Consider the following 17,451-nt stretch of genomic DNA (forward strand, 5'->3'; position numbering starts at 1 on the left):
TGGGACGCGGGGGGCGGACAGAGGCTGCCCTTGCCGGCTGGGGCAGTGACTTATCCGCTCCGGCTTGGCAAAGCCTGCACTCAAAGCGGTGAATCGAACCGGCGCATGCGCTTGCCTTGGCGGCGCGGCACACCGGTCTGCCTGATGAGGAGCACTACGAATGGCGAATGGCAACCTTGGGATCGAACCCGAAGTCCTGAAGGCGATTTACGGCCAGATGACCCGTATCCGCGCGGTGGACAAGGCGATCCAGGCCGGGCTGTCCGCCGGTAAGTTCATGTTCACCTACTGGCCGATGACGGGTCAGGAGTGCATTCCCGCGACGATCTCGCAGCTCACCAGCGAGCGCGACTATATGGTGACCACCTATCGCGGCATTCACGATCAGGTCGCCAAGGGCGTCGATCTGTTCGGCATGTTTGCCGAAGCGCTCGGCCGTCAGGACGGCGTCAACAAGGGCAAGGGCGGCTCCCCGCACATCTCCGACCCGTCGTCGGGTTCGATGGTCACCACGGCCATCGTCGGGGCCGGTGCCCCGATCGCCAACGGTTTCGCCATTTCGGCCAAGGAGCGCGGCGAGGACCGCGTAACCATCGTCAACTTCGGTGACGGCGCGACCTCAATCGGCGCGGTGCACGAAGCGATGAACATGGCTGGCGCTTGGAAGTTGCCGGTGATCTTCATGTGCCAGAACAACCAGTGGGGCGAATACACGCCGATCCCGGACTATACGGCGAGCCCCAACTTCTACGGCCGCGCCGAAGCGCTCGGTTTCCGGGGCGTCCAGCTAGATGGCAACGATCCCGCCGCTTTCTACAACGGCATGAAGGACGTGATCGACCATGTTCGCGCTGGCAAGGGTCCGGTGTTTGTCGAGGCGATGACCTATCGCATGGGCCCGCACGCCGGCGTGGGTGACAATTACAACGCCGACAAGGATGTGCTCGCCGCCGCCCGCGAGCGCGCGCCGATCGAAAAGACCCGCGCGCTGCTGATCGAAGCAGGGATCTGTTCCGACGATGAACTTTCCGCGCTCGAAACCGCGACGGCTGCCGAAGTCGAAGATGCCATCACCCGCGCCATGGCCAGCCCGGTCACCCCGGCGACCGAGACCGTCACCGACGTGTTCGCCGATGTCACCTGCGTTCCCCAGCGCGGTGTCTATCCGGAGCGCGCCGACGAAGGCGCCTTGCCGGCCGACACCAAGTCGATGTCGATGGTCGAAGCGATCCGCGACGCGCAGCACATCGCAATGACCGCCAATCCCGAGGTCTTTATCCTGGGCGAGGACGTTGGCGATCCGCAGGGCGGTGTGTTCGGCACCAACAAGGGACTGCAGATCGAATTCGGCAAGAACCGCGTCCGTCCGACCCCGATTGCCGAACAGGCGATCATCGGCGCGGCCATCGGTTCGTCGATCGCCGGCATGAACCCGATTGCGGAAATCATGTTCACCGACTTCTTCGGCGTCTGCATGGATCAGGTCTACAACCACGCCGCCAAGCAGCGGTACATGTCGGGCTCTGCAACCCACGCCCCGATGACCATCCGCGTTCAGGCCGGCGGCGGCATGGGCGGCTTCGGCGCGCAGCATTCGCAGTCGATGGAAGCCTGGCTGCTCCACTCGCCGGGCATCAAGGTGGTCTATCCGTCGAACCCGATCGACGCCAAGGGCCTGCTCGCCTCGTGCATCGCCGATCCCGATCCCTGCGTGATGATCGAATCGATGATGCTGCTGTTCACCCAGAAGGCCGACGTGCCGACCGGCGATTACCGCGTGCCGTTGGGCGTCGCCAAGGTCGTGCGTGAAGGCACGGACATCACGCTGATCTCCTATGGCTGGATGCTGCACCAGGCCCTGGCCGCTGCCGAGGAACTGGCCAAGGAAGGGATCAGCGCCGAGGTCATCGACCTGCGCTCGCTGATGCCGATCGATTACCACCGCGTTCTGGCCTCGGTAAAGAAGACCGGCCGCGCGCTGGTGGTCCATGCCGCCGTCGAGTTCTGCGGCCTCGGCTCGGAAATCTGCGCCACGATCAACGAGGAGCTGTGGGGCCAGCTCAAGGCACCGGCCAGCCGCCTCGGCGCGGAATATGCGCCGATTGCCTATTCGCAGGCCATCGAATTCAGCCAGGTTCCAGGCGCCGCCGCCATCACGGCACGTGCCCGCGCCACCGTGAAATCCTGAAAAAACGCGAAATCCTGAAAAAACGCGAAATCCTGATCAAGAGAGAGACGCTATCATGTCGACAGTCCTGACCATTCCCAAGCTCGAAATGTCGATGAGCGAAGGTACCCTCGCCGAATGGATGGTGGAGAGCGGCACCGCCGTCCAGCAGGGCGAGGTGATCTACCTGCTCGAAACCAACAAGGCCGCGCGCGAGATCGAGGCACCGGTTGCCGGCACGCTGATCATCAAGGCCGCCGATGGCGAGACCTATCCGTGCGGTACGGAGATCGGCGAAATCGTCTGATCCGGTTGCAGTGTTAAAGAAAAAGGGCCGCCGGTCATTGTGACCGGCGGCCCTTTTTTTGCAAGCGCGTCCCCGCGCAGGCGGGGGCCTCAGGCCTTCAGACGCAACGTCTCGTTTAACCTCTTCAGGCCCCCGACTGCGCGGGGGCTCCAGCTACCCCCGCGTGCGTGGCAGGCCGAGATAGCGTTCGGCAACCATCGAGCGGTGCACTTCGCTGGTGCCGCCATAGATTGTGGTGCCGTGGGCATGGCGGAAGCACTGGTTGACCAGAGCGGCGGCCCCGGTCCGCTTCGACAGCGACAGCGGTGCCGTCAGGTCGAGCAGGTCGCGCGAATCTACCAAGAACTTCTCGGACGACCACATCTTCGCCATCGGACCGAATCCGCCGCTCGGCTTCTTTTCGACGCTGGCCCACTGGGCGCGGTAGGTCATCATTTCAGAGATCCACAGGTGCGCCACGGCCTTGGCCAAACGGCGCCGGGCGTGGGGCTGGTCAATCAGCTTGCCGGCGGGTGTTGCGATCTCACCGCACAGTTCCTCTGCAGCGTGAATCATGCCCTTCATCACCTTGGAGAAGCCGCCGCCATGCTCGAGCTCAAGCGCGGCGGACATGGTCTTGGTGCCGCCATCGACATCACCCAAACGCCATGAATCGGGAATGCGCACGCCGTCATAGAAGGTGATGTTGGTGCGCTCGTTCATGAAGGTGTGGACGGCCTGCACGGTCACGCCCTCGGCCTTCAGCGGCACGATGAACATGGTCAGGCCCTTGTGCTTGGGCACTTCGGTATTGGTGCGGCAGAGCATCAGGACATAGTCGGCCAGGTTCGCGCCAGAGGTCCACATCTTGGTTCCGTCAATCCGCCAGCCGTTGCCGTCCGGGGTGGCCTTGCACTGAGCTGCGAAGACGTCCGAGCCGCAGCTTGGTTCCGAATAGCCGAGGCTGGTGAGGACTTCGCCGTTGATGATCCTAGGCAGGACATCGCGCTTCAGTTCGTCGCTGCCGTACTTGTGGATGATCATCGAGACCATCGCCGCGACATTGGCGCCCGGCGTGTTGTAGCCTTGCTTTTCCAGTTCGCCCATCGCGGCGATCTTGGCATAGGGGCTGATGTTACGGCCCGAAAGCACTTCAGGCAGGCCGGGGAACAGCAGGTTGTTGTCCGCCAGCATCTTGTGGACTTCAGGGACGTAGCCTTCCCACGAATAGTGGAACCTGGCCCGCATTTCCGGCGTGACTTTTTCTTCGAACAGCTTGGCGATTTCCTCGCAGACCTGCCGAGCCTCGTCGCCAAGGTCGAAGTCGATCGGCACTTCGCCGGCATCGGGCAGGGAAGCGGCCTCGCCTGCATAGAGCCGGCGCGCGGCTTCATCGAGCAGGAGGTCCGTATCGCCGAACACCAGCGGCCATGCCTTGGCGCGCAGGACGAAGAGGTGGACGTCATATTCGGTCGTTAGGCCATAGCCGCCAAAGGTGTGCAGCGCCTGGCTGGCGGCATCGACGCAGTACTTGCTGGCCCAGTGCAGCGCGAGGCTAATACCGGCGGAGGCTTCGTCCGAGCCGTCATAGATGTCGCGGATCGCCTTCCAGACGAGGAACTTCGCCCCGTCAACTTCGCACAGCCGGTCGGCCAGCGGGTGTGAAATGCCCTGGAATGTGCCGATCAGCTGGCCGAACGCCATGCGCTCATTGGCATAGGCAGATGCGAGCTTCAGCGCCTCGCGCCCGATGCCGGCAAGTCCGGCGGCGATCAGCAGTTTCCATTCCTCGATCCCTGCGGCAAAGGCGGCGAGCGCTTCGCTGCCGCTGCCCAGAACGGCGGCGTCAAGCGCGCCAAGATCGATCTCGGCAATTGGGGTGGAGGCGAGGTTTTCTTCTGCCTTGCGTGCTGCTTCGGGGACCGAAACCAGCACGATGTCGTTCCCGCGCCGGGCGATCACCGACTCGGCAACAAGCCCGCCGGGCACCCACTGGCTCGGCATGGCGGCAATGTCATGGAGCGCTACTGTTACTACAGTCTCGCCGCCAATGGCACGGCTCAGCACATCGGCCTGAGCATCGCCGCCAAGTTGCGAGAGCAGGCGCGTTGCCACCAGCGTTTCCGCCAAAGGTCCCGAAACCAGCGAGCGCCCAGCCTCATCCATCAGCACTGCGGCGTCGAGCAGGCCCATGCCAAGCCCGCCGAATTCTTCCGGAACCCGCATGCCAAAGGCACCCATTTCGCCAAGGCCCTGCCACAGCGCCGGATCGAAGCCCGAGGGGTGGGCGGCACGGACGCGGATCGTGGAGCTATGTTCGTCAAGGAAGCGCGCAAAGGTGTCGCGCACCATTTCCTGTTCGTCGGTAAGGTCGAAGTTCATTTTCATCCCCGGGAGTGGCCGGATCAGGCCTGTCCCGGGGACGGTATCGGATTGCGCGGCGCCGCGCCAATGGCGCGGGGGCGTTCATCGTCCGCGCGATTGCCCTTTGGTACAGGTTACCCTTGCGCGGCCTTCTTCTCCAGCCGGAAGCGGTGAAGCAGCGGCTCGGTATAGCCGTTCGGCTGGCTGAGCCCTTCGAATACCAGCGCCCGCGCGGCCTTCAGGGCAATACTGTCCCCCTCCAGCTTTTCGTAGAGCGGATCGCCGGCGTTCTGCGCGTCGACCTTGGCCGCCATCTTGGCGAAAGCGGCATCGACCTGGTCCTTGGTGCAAACGCCGTGATGGAGCCAGTTCGCCATGTGCTGGCTGGAAATGCGCAGCGTTGCCCGGTCTTCCATCAGGCCCACGTCGTGAATGTCCGGCACCTTGGAGCAGCCGATGCCTTGATCGATCCAGCGCACAACATAGCCGAGGATACCCTGCGCGTTGTTTTCCAGTTCCTCCCGTACGTCCTCGTCGGCCCAGTTGTGACCGAGCGGCGCGGCGGGGATCGTTAGTAGAGCATCGAGGCCCGGCGTCGGTTGGCTGGCGAGTTCCTTCTGCACGGCGAACACATCAAGCTGGTGGTAATGCATCGCATGGAGCGTTGCTGCGGTGGGCGAAGGGACCCAGGCCGTGTTGGCGCCTGCCTTGGGATGGCCGATCTTCTGGACCATCATGTCACGCATCATGTCAGGTGCGGCCCACATGCCCTTGCCGATCTGCGCCTTGCCCGAAAGCCCGCAGCCAAGCCCGATCTGGACGTTGCGCGCTTCATAAGCCGTGATCCAGGCGCTCGATTTCATCGCCGCCTTGCGGATCATCGGGCCGGCCTGCATCGCGGTGTGCATCTCGTCGCCAGTGCGGTCGAGGAAGCCGGTGTTGATGAAGACGATGCGGTCCTTCACCGCATGAATGCATGCGGCAAGGTTGGCGCTGGTGCGGCGCTCTTCGTCCATCACGCCGACTTTTACGGTGTGACGGGGAAGGCCGAGCACGTCTTCGACCGCGTCGAACAGGTCATTGGTGAATTTGCATTCGTCCGGCCCGTGCTGCTTCGGCTTGACGATGTAGATGCTGCCTTTGCGGCTGTTGCGATGGGTGCCGAGCTGCTTGAGATCGTGCACGCCGCAGAGCGAAGTGACCAGCGCGTCGAGCACGCCTTCGGGGATTTCCGAGCCATCTGCCAGCAGCACTGCCGGGTTGGTCATCAGGTGGCCGACATTGCGGACGAACAGCAGCGAGCGGCCATGCAGGCTGAACGAAGCGCCGTCCGCCGTGGTCCATTCCCGGTCGCCTTCCAGTGTGCGGGTCATGGTCTTTCCGCCCTTCTGGAAGCTGGCGGTCAGGTCGCCGCGCATTAGGCCGAGCCAGTTTCTATAGCCGAGCACCTTGTCCTCCGCATCGACGGCGGCGACCGAATCCTCAAGGTCGATGATCGCGGTCAGCGCTGCTTCGAGCACGACATCGGAAATGCCCAGCGGGTCTTCCATGCCGATGGGATGGTCGCGGTCGATCACCAGTTCGATGTGCAGGCCGTTGTGCGTGAACAGCACGCCGCCGTCCTTGGCGGCGTATTCATAGGGGCAATCGCCGCCGGTCAGCGCGGCTTCCCAGCCGGGAATCGCGGCGTTGAGGAAGGTCCGCGCCGCTGCGATCACTGCAGCGCCGCGCACCTTGTCATAGCCGCCGCCTGTCGCAGGCGCAGCGTCAAGTGCATCGGTGCCGTAATAGGCGTCATACAGGCTACCCCAGCGCGCATTGGCGGCGTTGAGCACGAAGCGGTCATTGAGCGCAGGGACGACGAGCTGCGGCCCAGCCATCGTCGCAACTTCCACGTCGACGTTAGTCGTGCCGATGGAAAAGAGTGCAGGTTCGGCCACCAGATAGCCGATCTCGCGAAGGAACGCCTGATACCCCGCCATGTCGGCAATCGGGCCGGGGTTGGCACGGTGCCATGTGTCGATCTGCGCCTGCAACAGATCGCGCCGGGCGAGCAATTCACGGTTTCGCGGCACAAAGCGGTCCGTGATCGCGGCAAGTCCGCTCCAGAAAGTTTCGGCGCTTACACCAGTGCCGGGCAGGGCCTTGGCTTCGATGAACTGGGCGAGCTCGTCTGCCACCTGCAGACCGGCGCGGTTCTGGTACGTCATGTGGACCTTCCTCACTAGATTGGCGGAGCGACGGCTCATGGCCGCACCCAACTTGAATTGCCGTATCCGGGGAGGAACGGCGCGCCTATGCCTTAATCGCCGGGCGATTTCCAGTGCCTATTCGCCAGTAAAATTGCCCGGCCGCTTGTTCAGGAAGGCGTCGATCGCCTCGTGATGATCTGCGGTGTGGTGCGACAGAGCTTGGAAAGCGGCGGCCATCTGCTGCAGCGTTTCGAGTTTCACGTCCGCCCCTTCGCGCATCAGCCGCTTGGCCAGGCGCGTGGCGTGGCCGGGATTGGCGGCGATGCGCCGCGCCACTTCGACTGCGCGGGCGCGGAGGCCAGCAGCGGGTACGACTTCGGCGACAAGGCCGTATTCCAGTGCCTTGGCCGCATCGATCGCGTCGCCGGTCAGCGTCATCAGTGCCGCGCGCTGAGGGCCGATCAAACGCGGAAGCAACCATGCCCCGCCGCCGCCGGGAATGATGCCGAGCTTGACGTAACTCTCCGCGACGACCGCCGTATCGGCCATCAGGCGGATGTCGGCCATGCAGGCGATGTCGAGACCCAGGCCGATTGCCGGGCCGTTGATCGCGGCGATGATCGGCACCTCCAGTTCGGTCAGCGCCGGGCCGACCATCTGGAAGCTGGTGCGATAGGAATTGCGGATCTGGTAAGGCGAACCGGCGAACATCCCGCCGCGTTCCTGCATATCCTTGACGTTGCCACCGGCGCAGAACGCTTTGCCGGCACCGGTCAGCACAATCGCGCGGACGGTGCGGTCGCGGGTCATGGCGTGGCTGAAGGCGACGATTTCCTCGGCCTGTTCGGCACGGGTGATGGTGTTGCGGTCGTCGGGCCGGTTGAACGTGGCGATGACCACGGGTCCATCGCGTTCGACAAGCAGGAAGGGCTCCATCGGATGTTCTTTCGCTGATTCGTTCGAACCTTGGTCGATAGGCTATTGGCGAGACGCTGCAAGGCGCGGGCGTCCGGAAGCTTTGCCCTGATACTTTGCTTTGAAACGCACATGCGCCATGAATGCGCCATGTCTGCACCGCGCTTGCTCGTCACCCGTGCCATGCCCCCGCTTGTCGAGGAGCGGATTCATGCCATGCAAGTCGATCCGGTCTTTGTGACGGGGCCGCTTTCCCCTGAGGATCTGCAAGCGGCGCTGCGGGACTTCGACCTGCTGCTGCCGACGATCACGGACAAGTTTGGCGCCAATCTGCTCACGTCCAATGTGCGGGTGCGGCTGATTGCCAATTTCGGTGCAGGCGTGGAACACATCGATATTGCCGCAGCAGAAGCTGCCGGGATCGCCGTAACGAACACCCCCGACGCGCTGACAGACGCGACCGCCGAACTCGCGCTCACCCTTATGCTCATGGCCATGCGCCGCGCGGCCGAGGGCGAGCGGGTGGTGCGCGCAGGCGGCTGGAAGGGTTGGGGCCCAACGGCGATGCTGGGGCAGGGGCTTTCGGGCAAGCTGCTTGGCCTGGTCGGCTATGGCCGGATTGCCAAGGTCACTGCGGCGCGGGCGCGGGCGTTCGGAATGCGGATCGCCTGCTTTTCGCGCTCTCCGGTGAGCGATCCCGATGTGCAGCAATTCGCCTCGCTCGAAGACCTGCTGGCAGAGGCGGACGTTGTCTCGCTACACATTCCGGGAGGCGAGGCAACCCGGCACTTGATCAATGCGGAGCGGCTGGCGCGGATGAGGTCCAGCGCTGTGCTGGTGAATACCGCGCGGGGTTCGTTGGTCGATGAAGCCGCGCTTGCCGAGGCGCTCTCCGCGCGGCGCATCTACGCTGCCGGTCTCGACGTGTTCGAGGCGGAGCCGAAAGTCCACCCGGCGCTGCTTACCTGCGAAAACGCCGTCCTGCTGCCGCATCTCGGCTCGGCAACGATCGAGACACGCACCGCGATGGGCATGCAGGCGCTCGACAATATCGATGCCTGGCTCGCGGGGCGGGACTTGCCGAACCGTGTCGCCTGAACTGGACCTGCTGGCAGCGGTCCTCGGCCTGATTGACGCGCGCTTGCCGGATCACCCCGGGCCATTCGTGCTGAGCGTCAGCGGTTCGCAGGGCTCGGGAAAGTCCACGCTGGCGAAAGCCGTGGCGGCTGACCTTCGCAGCCGGGGGGTGGCGAGCGAAGTTCTGTCGATAGACGACCTTTATCTGTCCAGCGCAGCGCGGAGAAAACTGGCGGCCGAGGTCCATCCGCTGCTGGCTACGCGCGGGGTGCCGGGAACCCATGATGTGGGGCTGGGTCTGTCCGTATTTGCCGCGCTTGACGCGGGCGAGCCGGTTCGGCTGCCGCGCTTTGACAAGGCCAGCGATGACCTGCGAGGGCAGGCGGAATGGCCGGAAGTTTCCGCGCTCAGGGTTCTGGTTTTTGAAGGCTGGTGTGTTGGCGCAGGACCTCAGCCCGATTCATCGCTGACCGTACCCGTGAACGTGCTGGAAGCGGATGAGGATCCGGATGGCGCGTGGCGCAGCTTCGTCAACACGCAACTCGGCTTGGCCTATCAGGAACTGTTCGCCCGGATCGATGCACAGGTTTTCCTCGCCGCCCCTGCCTTTTCGGTCGTCAAAGATTGGCGACTCCAGCAAGAACTCGAGATCGCCGGGCAGGGCCAAGCGGTGATGGACGAAGCCGGCATCGCCCGCTTTGTCCAGTTCTACCAACGCCTGACCGAATGGATGATCGAGGACATACCGCACCGCGCCGACCTGACGGCGAGGATCGACCAGAATCGCCGCGTCCTCTCAATCACTTAGTCCGGTTTGGCGTGTAGCCAATCGGCGTGCCGCGGTGCCTTCTTCGTCTGGCTCCATTCCTCCAGCATCGGCCGCGCGACCTTTTCCAGCTCGGCATATTGTTCGGCCGTGCCGATATCGGCGGCGAGTTCGATGCGGTGGCCATTGGGATCGAAGAAGTAGATCGACTGGAAAATGCCGTGCCATGTGGGGCCAAGCACGTCGATGCCCTGCGCCTCGATATGCATCTTGGCGTCGAGCAATGCCTCAAGGCTCGGCACCTTGAACGCGAGATGCTGCACCCACGCCGGGGTGTTCGGATCGCTACCCATCGCCGGCTGATTGGGCAGTTCGAAAAAGGCCAGCACGTTGCCGTTTCCGGCATTCAGGAACACGTGCATGTAGGGATCGTAAGCGCCGGTCGACGGCACGTGATCCTCGGCAAAGGCGGTGACATATTTCATGCCCAGCACGCGTTCGTACCACTCGACTGTCTCGGCGGCGTCTCTGCAGCGATAGGCGACATGGTGAATGCCCCCGAGGGCTACCGGATGCCCGCTCATGATGCCTGCTCCTCGACCTTCAGGGTGCCGCGCCGCAGCTGGTCGGCTTCCATCGACTTGAACAGCGCGGTGAAATTACCTTCGCCGAAGCCTTCATCCTTCTTGCGCTGGATGAATTCGAAGAACACCGGGCCGATCGCAGGCTGGCCGAAGATCTGCAACAGCAGGCGCGGGTCGCCGGCCTCGGTCGATCCATCGACAAGGATGCCGCGCGATTGCAGTTGATCGACTGGCTCGCCGTGGCCGGGGAGGCGGTCGGCCAGCATCTCGTAATAGGTTGCGGGCGGGGCAGGGACGAACCTGTTGCCGCTCGCCTTCAGGCGGTCCCATGTGTCGTAAAGATCGTCGCAGGAGAAGGCGATGTGCTGGATGCCTTCGCCATTATAGGCGCGCAGGTATTCCTCGATTTGGCCCCCACCTTTCGACTTACCATCGCCGGCGCCTTCTTCGTTGAGCGGGATGCGGATCAGGCCATCGGGGGCGGTCATCGCCTTGCTGGTGAGGCCGGTATATTCGCCCTTGATGTCGAAATAGCGGATCTCGCGAAAGTTGAAGACGCGCTCGTAGAATGACGCCCAGTGCGCCATGCGCCCGCCATAAACGTTGTGGGTGAGGTGATCGATCACCTTCAGCCCCGCGCCGACCGGGTGGCGATCGACGCCGGGAAGATAGACGAAATCGATGTCGTAGATCGACAGGTCGCGGGCTTCCTGCCCTTCGAAACGGTCGATCAGGTAGATGATCGAGCCGCCGATGCCGCGGATCGCGGGCAAGCGCAGTTCCATCGGGCCGGTGCGCATTTCGACCGGTTCGGCCCCTCGTTCGAGCGCGCGGGCATAGGCGAGCGCGGCGTCCTTGACCCGCCAGCCCATGCCGCAGGCCGATGCGCCGTGCTCGGCGGCGAACCATGCGGCGGGGCTGCGCGGTTCGTAATTGGCGATGAGGTTGATACCGCCCTGTCGCCACAGCTGCACGTCTTTCGAGCGGTGCTGCGCGATCAGGGTGAAGCCCATACCGGCGAAGACCTGTTCGAGAATGCCCTTTTCGGGCGCGCAAAACTCGACGAATTCGAACCCGGCAAGGCCGATGGGGTTTTCGAACAGGTCAGTCATGGTAGGGATCCGATATGGTTTCGTGTGAAACTATATCGGTAAAAGGGGGCTTGTGTCAAGGCGCGGCGAAGCGAACGATCGGATTCGGAAAATCTCATCGTCATTCCCGCGAAGGCGGGAACCCATCTCCCGCGCTTGCGATCCAGCAAAAGGTGGCGGCAATACGCAACCTTCGGAGATGGGTTCCCGCCTTCGCGGGAATGACGGAAGTGGTATTTAAAGCGGCTTGCCGGTCGCCGCACTCAAGAAGGGTTCTGCCGCAGTCCGCAGCAGGCCCGCGTTTTCATCCCCGGGCAGGATATCGCGCAGCAGGTTGGTATCCTTGGCCAGCAGCGGCGCGCCCATGGCAAAGGCAGCCGGCGAAGGCAGGCGGGCAAGCACTTCGAAGCCGAAGCTGCGCCCGCTCGATGCCTTGATCAGCTCGGCGAGCGCTTTGCGGTCGATCCCCAACGCCTCGCCGGCATCTAGCGCGGCCTGGCCGAGGCCCATGTTGGCCGCCATCAGCGTATTGTTGACGATCTTGGCACGCTGGCCGGAACCTGCCGGGCCGAGGTGGACGTTAAGCCCCGCGAAGGTGGCAAAAACCGGGCTGGCTTGCGCAAAGGCCTCGGCGCTGCCGCCGCACATCACGGTCAATGTTCCCGCCGCCGCTCCGCCCCCGCCGCCGCTCACCGGCGCATCTAGGAAGGCAATGCCGCGTTCCGCGCAGCGCGTTTCGAGCGCCACGCAGCTTTCGGGCAGGATGGTCGAATGGATCGCCAGCAGGCTGCCGGGACGCATCGCGGGGATCAGGGCATCGCAGATTTGCGCAACGCCGGCATCGTCCACCACGCAGACGCCGATATGATCGCAGCTTGCCGCGAGGTCTTCGACCGAAGCCGCCACGATCGCGCCCTGCGCCGCGAACGGTTCAAGCGCTTCGGGTCGCCGTGCCCAGACGGTCAACGGATAGCCGCCCGCCAGCATACGCTCCGCCATCGGGCCGCCTTGGCTGCCGAGACCGATGAATCCCGTGGTAATGCTCATCCGGCCGTGATCCCCGCGTCGATGTTGATGCATGCCCCGTGGAAACCGCGCCCGGCGTCGGAGGCGAGCAGGGCAATCATGTCGGCCACGTCATCCACTTCCACCACGCCGCGCAGGCCGGAGAAGCGCTTGATCAGATCGAAATCGCAGCCTTCAGGCGGCACGAAATTGGCGGCGATGTTGGTCACCATGCCGCCCGGAGCGACGGCGTTGATCCGGATCGGCTTTTTCGAATATTCCATCGCCATCGCCTTGGTCATGCCGACCACGCCCCACTTGCTGGCGCAATAGGCGGCAGCATAGGCCTCGCCGATGAAGGCCGCTGAACTGGCGACATTGACGATCGCGCCGTTCACTTCGAGCAGGTATGGGATCGCAGCGGCCGACAGGTGGAACACCGCGTTGAGGTTCACCGAGATTGTCCGCTCAAACTGGTCGAGCGGCATTTGCGGCGTATTGGCAAGGTAGATCAGCCCCGCAACATTGCATAGCGCATCAAGCCGGCCAAAGCGCGTATGTGCCGCCTCTACAGCGGCGCGGCAGGCGGCAGCGTCCGACAGGTCGACCGGACTGATTTCCACCTCGACACCTTCCAGCATCGCCGCAGTTTCAAAAAGGCCTGCCGCGTTGACGTCGATCAGGAACAGGTTAGCACCCGCCTTCGCCAGCCGCAGCGCAGTCGCCCGGCCAAGTCCCGAGGCCGCGCCAGTTACCAGCGCGGCTTTGCCTGTCATGTCGATATCGGCCATCAGTTTACCCGTTCCATCCCAGTCCCATTTCGAAATTGCGCGTCATGGCAAAGACCGCGCCTTGGATCACCGATGCCTTGGGCCAGCCGGCGTGGATGCCATAAGCGAGGACGAATTCCTGCATCTCTGCCGGCTTGCAATTGCCGCTCGCCATGGCGGCGTAGATGTGGCTCTTGATCGGCGTTTCTGCGCAGCTTTCGCAGACACCCACCAGCGTCAGCCAGCGACGCGAGCGTTCATCAAGCGCGCGGCGGTTCCACATTTCACCGAACACGAAGTTGCGGATCGCCTCAAGGTATGGGGTTTCACCGCCGCCGCCGGCGAAGGTCATGACCTTCATGAATTCGTTGCCGCCAAAGTCGCCGCGCGCGCGCTGGTCCCACGGTTCGCCGCGGATCGGGGCGCAGGGCTCGTCAACCAGCTTGAGTGCCTTGACCGCCTTGGTGATCGCGGCATCGACATGCCCGCCGCGCGACCAGCCGCCATAGACAGACAGGTGCAGCGCAGCTTCGCGCATTTCGACCACCGACAGGATCTTCGATTTCAGCGCGCCGTGGACATAGCCGTAAAGATGGCCGTCCTCACCGCTGCTCAACGCCGCGCCGGCAATGGCGACGAGATAGCGCGCGCGCCGGTCCAGCCCTTCGCGCGACCAGACTTCGGCAAAGATGAAATCGCGCCAGGACTGGTCATGGGGCGTGACCGCCTTGCCCGGTTTGAGCCCGGTAACCTCATGGTGCAGTGCTTCGCCGCGCGCGGAACGCTCAGCCGGATCGAGCAGGTTGGTGCCCTGGTACATTATGATTTCCCCCGAAGGTAATTGCGATGGGGATAGCGTGACGGGGAATGGTGAAGCAAAGGCAAACAGACGCGCCGCCGCGATGTAAATCTGTGCCTAGATTTGCCTAGTATTTCTCGCCCAACTTCGAATGATCCCAGCTGATCATGCGGAACGGGGTCAGCCGCAGGACCACGCGCTTGGCATAGGAGGCGCGGATCTGTTCCTGCGCCTCTTCGGTGTGCGGGCGCGGATTGGCGCTGCGAATGTACTGCATGGCTGCGCGCATCGGCTCGAAATCGCGGATGATTTCGACATTGCACTGGGCCATGACCGACTTGATTTCGTGATAGGCCTTGCCGGTTTCCACCGAGATCGTCGCGCGCGGATCGCGCTCGCAGTTCACCACCTTCTGCGCCTTGGCGAAGGAGGAGATGACGATGCGCCCTTCCGGATCGACGCCGTAATACAGCGTCACCATGTGCGGCATCCCGTCCTTGCTGATCGTGCCCAGCACCGTCTTGCATTCGGAGCGCAGGAATTCGATCGCTTCCGCGTCGCTCATTCGGATGAGATCGCGGCGGCTGGGCATCAGACGGCTGCGGGAGAGGGTTTGAGCAACACGGTGCGCGTCATAGACAGCGCCGTTTCGCCGCGCTGGTTGGTCAGCGTGTGCTGGAACACGACAATGCCTTGCCCGGGACGCGACTTGCTCTCGCGCTTCTCGAGCACTTCGGTGTGGCAAGTGAGGGTGTCGCCAATGAAAGTCGGCTTGGGCGTCACCACCTTGTCGAACCCGAGGTTGGCGACCAGTGTCCCGACCGTGGTGTCAGCGATCGACAGGCCAACCGCCAGGCTGAAGGTGAAGGTCGAGTTGACGAGGATCTGACCGAATTCGCTCGCCTTTGCGTATTCAGCATCAAGGTGCAGCGGCTGCATGTTGTGCGTCATGGCGCTGAACATCAGGTTGTCAGTCTCGGTGACCGTGCGGCTGGGCTGATGAGTGATCATATCACCGATCTGCCATTGATCGAAGTAGCGTCCGGGCATTTCCAGTTCCTCAAACAAACATCAATTCATCGTCATCCTGAACCAGGTTCAGGATGACGAATTGGACGGGCAGTTACTCCTCTACCGCTTCGATCCGCGCGAGCAGGGCGTCCACCTGCACCTGCGCTCCGGCCACGGCCTTCAGTTCCGCCACGGTGCCATCGAACGGCGCGGTGAGGGAGTGTTCCATCTTCATCGCCTCAAGCGTGAGCAGCTTCTGCCCCTTGGTGACGGTCTGGCCTTCGGTGACTTCCACGGCGATGATCTTGCCCGGCATGGGGGAGAGGATATCGCCGTCGTGGGCACCGTGGTGGCCGCTGCCATCGACGCGCCAGGGCAGCATTTGCCAAACCTTGCCGTTCTCTGCGATCAGGACCGAGCTTTCACCACCGCCCTCCGCTTCGCCATCGAGTTCGATGTCGATCGACTCGCCATCGAGTAAGAAGGACGCAACACGGCGCGGCGGGGCGTTGAGCCGAAGCCCCGGAGCAAAGCTGGCGGGAGTCAGCGACATTGCCGCTTCGAGCAGCATTTCGTCCGAAGGCTCGGGATCGGCGGCCATGGCGTCGCCGTCGCGGCCGATCAGCCCAGTGTCGACCTTGCCGGCGGCGAATTCCTCGTGCGCCAGCGCATTGATCAGGAAGGCGGCGTTTGTCTTTACCGGCCAGACGGCGCTGTCGTGCAGCATGTCGGACAGCCGCTCGCTCGCTTCATCGCGAGTTTCGCCATGGGCGATCAGCTTGGCAATCATCGGGTCGTAGAACGGGGTGACCTCACCGCCCTCATAGACGCCGGTATCAATGCGTCCGCCTTCGACCTCGCCCAGTTCAAACAGCTCGAGCGTACCGATCGAGGGCAAAAACCCCTTGGCCGGATCCTCGGCATAGAGCCGCGCTTCCATTGCCCAGCCGTTGATGCTGAGCTCGTCCTGCTTCATCGGGATCGGCTCGCCGCTGGCAACGCGGAGCTGCCATTCGACGAGGTCGACGCCGGTGATTTCCTCGGTCACCGGGTGTTCCACCTGCAGGCGCGTGTTCATTTCCATGAACCACACCCGGTCGGCGCGCAGGCCTTCGGAACCGTCGGCGATGAATTCGATGGTGCCCGCGCCCTCATAGTCGACCGCCTTGGCGGCGCGGACAGCGGCGGCGCAGACGGCCTCACGCGTGGCCTCGTCCATGCCGGGGGCGGGGGCTTCCTCGATCACCTTCTGGTGCCGGCGCTGGAGCGAGCAGTCGCGCTCGAACAGGTGGACGACATTGCCGTGGCTGTCACCAAACACCTGAACTTCGATGTGCCGGGGAGAGAGAATGTATTTCTCGATCAGCACGTGGGCATTGCCAAAGGAATTCGCAGCCTCACGCTGGCACGAGGCGAGCGCATCGGCAAAGTCTTCCGCCGCCTCGACCAGTCGCATACCCTTGCCGCCGCCGCCGGCGACTGCCTTGATCAGCACCGGATAGCCGATCTCCCCAGCTTCCTGTGCGAGGTGCGCCGGGTCCTGATCGTCGCCGAGATAGCCCGGAGTGCAGGGCACTCCTGCGGCGATCATCAGCTTCTTGGCCGCGTCCTTCAGGCCCATCGCGGTGATGCTGGCAGGCTTGGGGCCGACCCAGACAAGGCCCGCGTCCATCACCGCCTGCGCGAATTCGGCGTTCTCGGAGAGGAAGCCGTATCCTGGATGGATAGCCTCGGCTCCGGTCGCCTTGGCAGCGGCGATGATCTTCTCGCCAACGAGGTAGGATTCGCGCGCCGCCGAGGGGCCGATATGCACTGCCTCGTCCGCCGAACGAACGTGCAGCGCCTTGGCATCAGCATCGGAATAGACCGCGACGGTGCGGATACCCATGGCCCGCGCCGTGCGGATCACGCGGCAGGCAATTTCGCCGCGATTGGCGATGAGGAGGCTCTTGATCATTTCGCTTCTTTCAAGACCTCCCCGGAACGGGGAGGGGGACCGCCAGCCGCAGGCTGGTGGTGGAGGGGTAAACGCCCATTACAGGCCGCAACAATAGTCTGGATCGCGCCAGACAAATCCTTGAGCACGAAGCTTGCTGGCAAACGCAGTACCTCAAACCCGCGCGATTGCAGGTACGCAATTCGCCGGAGATCACGTTCAGGTCGGTCACCATGATCGTGAATGCGGCCATCGATTTCGATGGCAACACGGCATTCGAGGCAGGCGAAATCAAGTACCAGTTCGCTTAGCGGATGCTGACGCCGAAACTTGAAGCCGCCCGGTCTTTTGCGCAGTTCGCGCCAGACCAGAACTTCGGGCAAGTTGCCAGAGCGCCGCTCGCGCCTGGCCAGCCTGAAAGCGGCGACGCTGGCGGATAGCACCCCTCCACCACTGCCTTCGGCGTGGTTCCCCTCCCCGTTCCGGGG

Annotated in this window: 16 protein-coding genes; 4 read left to right on the forward strand and 12 right to left on the reverse strand. The window is 63.5% G+C overall.

Translation table 11 applies throughout. The features are described from left to right. The first annotated feature begins 160 nt into the window (after positions 1-160). Both RMO89_RS10455 and RMO89_RS10460 read left to right on the forward strand, forming a co-directional pair. A complete protein-coding gene (locus RMO89_RS10455) occupies positions 161-2,188 on the forward strand; it encodes a thiamine pyrophosphate-dependent enzyme (protein WP_310532979.1) in 2,028 nt (675 codons plus the stop codon). Between the two features lie 55 nt (positions 2,189-2,243). Further along, positions 2,244-2,474 (forward strand): lipoyl domain-containing protein, encoded by a 231-nt coding sequence (locus RMO89_RS10460; protein WP_310532980.1) that lies wholly within the window; start codon positions 2,244-2,246, stop codon positions 2,472-2,474. 153 nt (positions 2,475-2,627) lie between these two features. Here the strand turns inward: RMO89_RS10460 and RMO89_RS10465 are convergent, their stop codons facing one another. The 3 genes from RMO89_RS10465 to RMO89_RS10475 all read right to left on the reverse strand — a co-directional run bounded on the left by RMO89_RS10465 (position 2,628) and on the right by RMO89_RS10475 (position 7,945). Then, the gene (locus tag RMO89_RS10465; protein WP_310532981.1) at positions 2,628-4,835 is read right to left on the reverse strand and encodes an acyl-CoA dehydrogenase; all 2,208 of its coding nucleotides are present in this window, start codon (positions 4,833-4,835) and stop codon (positions 2,628-2,630) included. Between the two features lie 116 nt (positions 4,836-4,951). Then, entirely contained in the window at positions 4,952-7,066 is a 2,115-nt protein-coding gene (locus tag RMO89_RS10470; protein ID WP_409035540.1) for a malate synthase G, read from the reverse strand. A gap of 78 nt (positions 7,067-7,144) precedes the next feature. Then, complete coding sequence (locus RMO89_RS10475) at positions 7,145-7,945, reverse strand: crotonase/enoyl-CoA hydratase family protein (RefSeq protein WP_310532983.1); 801 nt, start codon at positions 7,943-7,945, stop codon at positions 7,145-7,147. 129 nt (positions 7,946-8,074) lie between these two features. Between RMO89_RS10475 and RMO89_RS10480 the strand changes: the two genes are divergently transcribed. Both RMO89_RS10480 and RMO89_RS10485 read left to right on the forward strand, forming a co-directional pair. Next, positions 8,075-9,022: a D-glycerate dehydrogenase gene (locus RMO89_RS10480; protein ID WP_310532984.1), complete on the forward strand. Its 948-nt coding sequence runs from the start codon at positions 8,075-8,077 to the stop codon at positions 9,020-9,022. Next, positions 9,012-9,809, forward strand: coding sequence for a kinase (locus tag RMO89_RS10485; RefSeq protein ID WP_310532985.1), 798 nt, complete (start codon positions 9,012-9,014; stop codon positions 9,807-9,809). The genes RMO89_RS10480 and RMO89_RS10485 overlap by 11 nt, the downstream gene beginning before the upstream one ends. Here RMO89_RS10485 and RMO89_RS10490 read toward each other — a convergent pair. The 9 genes from RMO89_RS10490 to RMO89_RS10530 all read right to left on the reverse strand — a co-directional run bounded on the left by RMO89_RS10490 (position 9,806) and on the right by RMO89_RS10530 (position 17,346). Continuing rightward, complete coding sequence (locus RMO89_RS10490) at positions 9,806-10,351, reverse strand: VOC family protein (RefSeq protein ID WP_310532986.1); 546 nt, start codon at positions 10,349-10,351, stop codon at positions 9,806-9,808. The genes RMO89_RS10485 and RMO89_RS10490 overlap by 4 nt on opposite strands. Beyond that, a complete protein-coding gene (hppD, locus tag RMO89_RS10495; protein ID WP_310532988.1) occupies positions 10,348-11,463 on the reverse strand; it encodes a 4-hydroxyphenylpyruvate dioxygenase in 1,116 nt (371 codons plus the stop codon). Before hppD ends, RMO89_RS10490 begins: the two co-directional genes overlap by 4 nt. A 216-nt stretch (positions 11,464-11,679) precedes the next feature. Further along, positions 11,680-12,489 carry an NAD(P)-dependent oxidoreductase gene (locus RMO89_RS10500; protein WP_310532989.1) on the reverse strand — a complete coding sequence of 270 codons (810 nt, stop codon included), beginning with the start codon at positions 12,487-12,489 and terminating at the stop codon, positions 11,680-11,682. Next, positions 12,486-13,238, reverse strand: a complete 753-nt coding sequence (locus RMO89_RS10505) for an SDR family oxidoreductase (RefSeq protein WP_310532990.1) — start codon at positions 13,236-13,238, stop codon at positions 12,486-12,488. The genes RMO89_RS10500 and RMO89_RS10505 overlap by 4 nt, the downstream gene beginning before the upstream one ends. A gap of 4 nt (positions 13,239-13,242) precedes the next feature. Beyond that, on the reverse strand, positions 13,243-14,037 hold the full coding sequence (locus RMO89_RS10510) for a carboxymuconolactone decarboxylase family protein (RefSeq protein WP_310532991.1): 795 nt from the start codon (positions 14,035-14,037) through the stop codon (positions 13,243-13,245). 106 nt (positions 14,038-14,143) lie between these two features. Continuing rightward, the gene (locus tag RMO89_RS10515; protein WP_310532992.1) at positions 14,144-14,581 is read right to left on the reverse strand and encodes a pyridoxamine 5'-phosphate oxidase family protein; all 438 of its coding nucleotides are present in this window, start codon (positions 14,579-14,581) and stop codon (positions 14,144-14,146) included. A 26-nt stretch (positions 14,582-14,607) separates the two neighbouring features. Beyond that, a complete protein-coding gene (locus RMO89_RS10520) occupies positions 14,608-15,066 on the reverse strand; it encodes a MaoC family dehydratase (RefSeq protein ID WP_310532993.1) in 459 nt (152 codons plus the stop codon). Positions 15,067-15,139: 73 nt separating this feature from the next. Beyond that, a complete protein-coding gene (locus RMO89_RS10525) occupies positions 15,140-16,984 on the reverse strand; it encodes an acetyl/propionyl/methylcrotonyl-CoA carboxylase subunit alpha (RefSeq protein WP_310532994.1) in 1,845 nt (614 codons plus the stop codon). Next, complete coding sequence (locus tag RMO89_RS10530) at positions 16,981-17,346, reverse strand: endonuclease domain-containing protein (RefSeq protein ID WP_409035541.1); 366 nt, start codon at positions 17,344-17,346, stop codon at positions 16,981-16,983. Before RMO89_RS10530 ends, RMO89_RS10525 begins: the two co-directional genes overlap by 4 nt. Between the last annotated feature and the right edge of the window lie 105 nt (positions 17,347-17,451).

The organism is Novosphingobium sp. (genome assembly GCF_031424035.1).
Classification (GTDB): Bacteria; Pseudomonadota; Alphaproteobacteria; order Sphingomonadales; family Sphingomonadaceae; genus Novosphingobium.